A 5,745-nucleotide genomic window follows, 5' to 3' on the forward strand; every position below is an offset into this window, starting at 1 on the left:
CTTATAGGGATTTAAGGGGGTAGGGTTTGAGAGATTTAAGGTTTTAGGGTTTTAGAGTTTTAGAGTGATCAGGGGGTTAACTCAGCTTTCGGCTTTCATCATGGTGACCGGACAGAGACTGACGGGCATACACGCCCCAGACGCACCCCTTCAGTCTTCAGTCTTCAGCCTTCAGCCTTCAGTCTTCAGCCTTTTTCAAACTCCTGACCACCTGAAAAAAGCTTGTGCCATCCATCTTATTGATGCATATTTATATGGACAGTTTATGCATACTTCAGAAGGAGGCAGACGTGAGAACAACATTGAACATCGAGGACGACCTCATCGAAAGAGCGTCGGACCTTACCGGAATAAAAGAAAAAACAGCTCTTGTCCGCAAAGGACTCGAAGCCCTGATCAGTTTGGAGAGCAGCAGGCGCCTGGCTGCACTGGGTGGAACCGAGAAAGATCTCCGGATGCCAAGGCGAAGACGACCGGAGCAATAATAATGATTCTTGCCGATACCAACGTTTGGATCAAACATTTCAGAGAGTCCGATGCTGAACTCATTGAGCATTTGAACATGGGTTTTGTGGCATGCCACCCGTTTATTATCGGTGAATTGGCCTGCGGCAATATAGGGAATCGGGCGGAAATTCTGACGCTCCTCAAGGCGCTGCCCGCCGCACCCATTGTTGAACCGAGAGAACTTTTGAATTTTATAGAAAATAACATGCTGATGGGGCGCGGTCTCGGCTACGTGGATATTCAGATACTGGCTTCCGCGATTATCGGTAACGTCGTACTATGGACTTTTGATCGTCGTCTGAATGCGGCGGCAACGGAGTTGGGCGTTTCATATTTGAAAAGCTGACAGGGACTGTCGGCGAACGCACGCTTCCGGCACCGGCCTATAAAAGTCGAAAGTTGAAGTGAAACCTGAAACCGGCCCAGAGGGCCTGAGAGGGGAGGATAGCGATGCGCATCGACACACCTGTTCGCCAAATGGATATGAGTGAAGTGAAAGCCGGTGATGTATTGCTCTCCTACGGCGACGGATGGATTTCGGATGTTATCCGTCTCGTAGACGGTGGGGATTACAGTCACGCAGCATTCTTTGACGGCAACAATATCGTGGAAGCCGGTTTGCGGGGCGTCGTTGTAACACCTCTGGAGAGTGAGGTGGCCGCCCAGAAATATGTCGATGTCTATCGATTCAAATCAGATTCCGGAAGTCCTTTTTCTCTTCCGGATTGGCCCGTTGAACCGGTGATCGAACGCGCACACTACTACTTTGACAAGGGAACCAAATATGCAGACAACCAACTTTATCTGGTAGGGGTGTTGATCGTCGTCAGGAAATTGCCTTACGGCCGTGTGGAAAAAGCGGTGTTACGGGCGGTTCTGGATATGATTTTCAAACTGTTTAAAAGGATTGCGGAAGGTCGGGAGACAAAGTCGGTCGTCTGTTCCGAACTGGTTTATCGAAGCTTTTACGAAGCTGTTCCGGAGAAAAAATACGGGTTGTCGATAAAGGGAGCGCTGGCGCCTTTCAAAGGGCGTCTGGACAGCCTGGTTGAAAATGAATCCGGTGAAGATGACCTGCATGATGCGGAAATAGAAGAAACGATACGGCGGATTGAGCGGACGTACTGGGAAATCAGACCCGAATTAGCGGCTTCAAAAGACGAAATCCATACGCTTCTCAAGGCCGGCAATCCGCTTGTAGCCGCTGAAATGGTCAGTCCGCATGATCTTCAGATCAGTCCCAATCTGGAAAAGATCGGACGTGTGAGAAAACCGGCCAGGTGATGGATGATGCACAAGCTCGAGGTTCGGGGGTGTCGGCACCGACCGTTCCGGCCAACGGTTCCGACGGCCGGCCCATACTGCGGAACGAGGCCCTGGAACAAAGAAAACCCGGGCATCAAAGGCTTGACAACATGGCATTGGATGAGGTCTATTCCCATATCCGGCCCCGGAAAGGCGTTTCGCGGACACGGCCCGCTCTTGCAGCCAAAAGGCCCCTGTTCGCGACGCTCCTGTCCCGAAGGGAAACAGCCGCACCCAGCGCCGCGCTTAACCCCTGGGACCTGGGCGCTTAACACTTAAAACCTTATCAAACGGAAATCCCATGTTCATTTTAGGCAATTTCATCATCGCTCTGGCAACGGTCGTCGATTACATCCTGGTGCTCTACATGTGGATCGTGATCGCGCGGGCGGTGTTGTCGTGGGTCAACCCCGATCCTTACAACGCCATCGTCCGCATCATCTACAATCTCACGGAGCCGGTGCTCTACCAGATCCGGAACCGGCTTCCCGTCACCTTTGGCGGCATCGATCTCTCCCCCATCGTCATTTTTCTCGTCATCATCTTTCTTCAGAAATTCGTGGTCACCAGCCTGTTCGTGCTGGGCAAGTCCTTGATGTAAAACGGGTCCCGCCGTGATCAGCGCCCGTGTAATCCTTCAATCGCCGGAGAACGTCCATGGCCAGGATCGACGCATTTTTTAAACTGATGAACGACCAGGGGGCCTCGGACCTCCACCTCGTATCGGGCCAGCCCCCGGCGCTCCGACTCCGCGGGGATATCGAGCGGGTCAAATACAAGATTCTCGACAACGACGAGCTCAAGGCCATGCTTTACGAAATCGCCCCCGAGGACAAGATCAAGGTGTTCGAGGAGACCGGGGACATTGATTTCGGATACGAAATCCCGGGGCTCGCCCGGTACCGCGCCAACTTCTTCATGCAGAAGAACGGGTGCGGCGCCGTCTTCCGGGAAATCCCCAGCACGATCCTCACTGTCGAGAAGCTGGGGCTTCCGCCCGTGATCGCCAAGCTGGCCAACCTGCCCCGGGGGCTCGTCCTCGTCACCGGGCCCACGGGTTCGGGCAAATCGACCACCCTGGCGGCCATCATCGACGAGGCCAACCGAACCCGCAAGGACCACATCATCACCATCGAGGATCCCATCGAGTTCGTTCACGCCAGCCAGAAATGCATCGTCAACCACCGGGAGGTGGGCAACCACACCCGAAGCTTCAGCGCGGCCCTCCGGGGGGCCCTCCGGGAGGACCCCGACATCATCCTCGTGGGCGAGCTTCGGGACCTGGAAACCATCTCCCTGGCCATCGAGGCCGCCTCCACCGGCCACCTCGTCTTCGGGACCCTCCACACCAGCAGCGCGGCCAAGACCGTCGACCGCGCCATCGAGGTGTTCCCCGCCGCCCAGCAGGCCCAGATCCGGTCGACCCTGGCCGACGGCATCCGGGCCGTCGTGGCCCAGACGCTCTTCAAGCGCATCGACATCAAGGGCCGGGTGGCCGCCCTGGAGATTCTCATCGCCACCCCGGCCGTCCGCAACCTGGTGCGGGAAAACAAGACCTACCAGATCAACTCCATGATCCAGACCGGGAAGAAATACGGCATGCGGCTTCTGGACGACGCCGTCATGGAGCTGCTCGAAAAAGGCTGGATCAGCCCCGACGACGCCTACAACAAAGCCAACGACAAGTCGCGGTTCCGGCCCTTCATCAAGAACCCGCCCTCGGATTTCACCGACGTCTGACACCCTTTCAGGAGCGCTACGGCATGAGAAAACAGGAAGTCGACTACATCATCACCCGGATGCTGGATGCCTACGGCAACGTATCGGACCTCAACGTCACGGTGGGCAAGCCCTTCCAGGTGGAAACCGCGGGGCAGCTGGTCCCCGTGGAGATGGAGCCCCCCTTCAGGGAGCTCACCCCCTTCCAGACCGAGATCTTCGCCCTCAACCTGATCAACAGGAACCGGCGGCTGACGGAGAACCTCATCCGCGAGGGGTCGTGCGACCTCTCCTACATCCTGCCGGGAAAGGCCCGCTTCAGGGTCAACGTCTTTTCCCAGCGGGGCATGTATTCCAGCGTCCTCCGGAAGCTCGAGACCAAGATCCCCACCATCGAGGACCTGAAGCTGCCCGACGCCTTCGGGAAGATCGCCCGGGAGCGCAACGGGATCGTCTTCGTCACCGGCGCCACGGGCAGCGGCAAGACCACCTCCCTGGCCGCGGTCCTGAACGCCGTCAACGAGACCCGGAACGTGCACGTCATCACCCTGGAGGATCCGGTGGAATACTCCCATCCCCACAAGAAGTGCACCTTCAATCAGCGGGAGCTGGGAAAGGACTTCGACACCTTCGCCCACGGCCTCAGGGCCGCCCTTCGCCAGGCCCCCAAGATCATCCTGGTGGGGGAAATGCGGGACCGGGAAACCGTGGAGATCGGCCTTTCCGCGGCGGAAACCGGCCACCTCGTCCTGAGCACCCTCCACACCGTCACGGCGGGCCAGAGCATCGAACGGCTCCTGGGGTTCTTCAACATCGAGGAGGAAAAGCAGATCCGCATGCGTCTTTCTTCCACCATCCGCTGGATCGTCTGCCAACGCCTCCTGCCCAGGGTGGGCGGGGGACGCGTCGCCGCCTTCGACATTATCGGGAACAACCTGCGGGTCCAGGAATCGATCCTCCACGGCGAGTCCGAGGGCAAGACCTTCTATGAGATCCAGGAGGCCGGTCGGGCCTTCGGCATGACGACCTTTGACGAATACATCATCGAGCTCTTCCGGAAGGGCGCCGTCACCGAAGAGACCGCCCTCTCCTACTGCAGCCGCCGGGCGGTGGTGGGGCGGGGCATCGACAGCATCAAAAGCCGCCGCGGCGAGTCGACCACCGACATCACCGGGCTTGAACTGGAGGGCCGGGTATGAACATCAGCTGCACCCACTGCCGCAAGACACTGCGCGTTCCCGACGACAGAATCCCCCTCGGCAAGGCCTTTTCTCTTGTCTGCCCCGGTTGCGGCCGCCGGTTTGCCGTCGACCCCGTCATGCCCGAGGACTTCGAGGCGGACGAAACCATCCCGTTGCCGGAGGGTGCCGCGGCAGCCGCGACGAACGACGCCCCGGACGGCGGGGTGCCGGACAATTCCTTCCAGTTTCTGGCGCAGGGCGCCAGAACCGCCATGCTGTGCACCCATACGCCCCCCCTGCTCTCCCATGTCCGGAAGACGGTGGAAGCGGCGGGATATCACGCCCTCGAAACAGGCACCCCCCGGGACGCCCTCCGACAGATGCGGTCCCATGATTTCGATCTGGTGATCATCGACGAACTCTTCGGCACCCGGGATCCGGAGATGAACAACGTTCTCAAATACGTGTCCCAGCTCACCATGGACAGCCGGCGCGGCATGTTCGTCGTCCTCGTCTCCAGCCGCTTTTCAACGGGGGACCCCATGCAGGCCTTCCACAAAAGCGTCAACCTCATCGTCAATACGGCGGACGTCGACCGGATGGCCCCGCTCCTGAAGCGGGGCCTCGACGAACACGAAGCCTTTTATCGGGTCTTCAACCAGGAATACGAGCGCATCAACGGGACCCTGTAGCGGCGGGTCCGACCTTCAACAGAAGGCCCATCCCGACGGCGGTCACGACGGCGGCGGCCATGAAAGCCGCCTGGTAGGCCGACACCTCGGGGACGCCCAGGGCCATGCAGCCGTCGATGACGGGCCCCGATATGAAGGTGCCGGCCAGTCCCCAGCTGAGAAAAAAGGTGGCATTGAACAGACCGAAGCCCCGACCCCGCCGCTCCGGGGGAATCAGCACCGAGGCCAGGGCGTAGGCGCTCGCCGTGATCAGGGCCTCGGAAACGCCCCGGATGAAGTTGGCCGCAAACATCCAGGCCAGCCCCTCCACGCCGGCCAATATCACCAGCGAGGCCGCCGCC

The 5,745-nt window shown here is 58.9% G+C and carries 8 protein-coding genes and 1 pseudogene; 8 read left to right on the forward strand and 1 reads right to left on the reverse strand.

Annotated elements, in window-relative coordinates; translation table 11 throughout:
- Positions 1-290: 290 nt before the first annotated feature.
- From AB7S84_RS16205 to AB7S84_RS16240, 8 genes are all read left to right on the forward strand, one after another.
- A complete protein-coding gene (locus tag AB7S84_RS16205) occupies positions 291-485 on the forward strand; it encodes a type II toxin-antitoxin system VapB family antitoxin (RefSeq protein ID WP_040416134.1) in 195 nt (64 codons plus the stop codon).
- A 2-nt stretch (positions 486-487) separates the two neighbouring features.
- Positions 488-853: a type II toxin-antitoxin system VapC family toxin gene (locus AB7S84_RS16210; protein WP_020877879.1), complete on the forward strand. Its 366-nt coding sequence runs from the start codon at positions 488-490 to the stop codon at positions 851-853.
- A 104-nt stretch (positions 854-957) separates the two neighbouring features.
- Positions 958-1,791, forward strand: coding sequence for a hypothetical protein (locus AB7S84_RS16215; protein ID WP_020877880.1), 834 nt, complete (start codon positions 958-960; stop codon positions 1,789-1,791).
- 131 nt (positions 1,792-1,922) lie between these two features.
- Positions 1,923-2,084 carry a hypothetical protein gene (locus AB7S84_RS16220; RefSeq protein ID WP_428155761.1) on the forward strand — a complete coding sequence of 54 codons (162 nt, stop codon included), beginning with the start codon at positions 1,923-1,925 and terminating at the stop codon, positions 2,082-2,084.
- Positions 2,085-2,113: 29 nt separating this feature from the next.
- Positions 2,114-2,413, forward strand: coding sequence for a YggT family protein (locus AB7S84_RS16225; protein WP_020877882.1), 300 nt, complete (start codon positions 2,114-2,116; stop codon positions 2,411-2,413).
- 56 nt (positions 2,414-2,469) lie between these two features.
- Positions 2,470-3,552, forward strand: a complete 1,083-nt coding sequence (locus tag AB7S84_RS16230) for a type IV pilus twitching motility protein PilT (RefSeq protein ID WP_428155762.1) — start codon at positions 2,470-2,472, stop codon at positions 3,550-3,552.
- 23 nt (positions 3,553-3,575) lie between these two features.
- Entirely contained in the window at positions 3,576-4,730 is a 1,155-nt protein-coding gene (locus AB7S84_RS16235) for a type IV pilus twitching motility protein PilT (protein ID WP_020877884.1), read from the forward strand.
- Positions 4,727-5,404, forward strand: a complete 678-nt coding sequence (locus tag AB7S84_RS16240) for a hypothetical protein (protein ID WP_428155763.1) — start codon at positions 4,727-4,729, stop codon at positions 5,402-5,404. The genes AB7S84_RS16235 and AB7S84_RS16240 overlap by 4 nt, the downstream gene beginning before the upstream one ends.
- On the opposite strand, the pseudogene AB7S84_RS16245 reads toward AB7S84_RS16240, so the two are convergent.
- A pseudogene (locus AB7S84_RS16245) lies at positions 5,388-5,745 on the reverse strand (hypothetical protein); the annotation flags it as partial. The gene AB7S84_RS16240 and the pseudogene AB7S84_RS16245 overlap by 17 nt on opposite strands.

The sequence above is a fragment of the Desulfococcus sp. genome (assembly GCF_050178255.1).
Taxonomy (GTDB): domain Bacteria; phylum Desulfobacterota; class Desulfobacteria; order Desulfobacterales; family Desulfococcaceae; genus Desulfococcus; species Desulfococcus multivorans.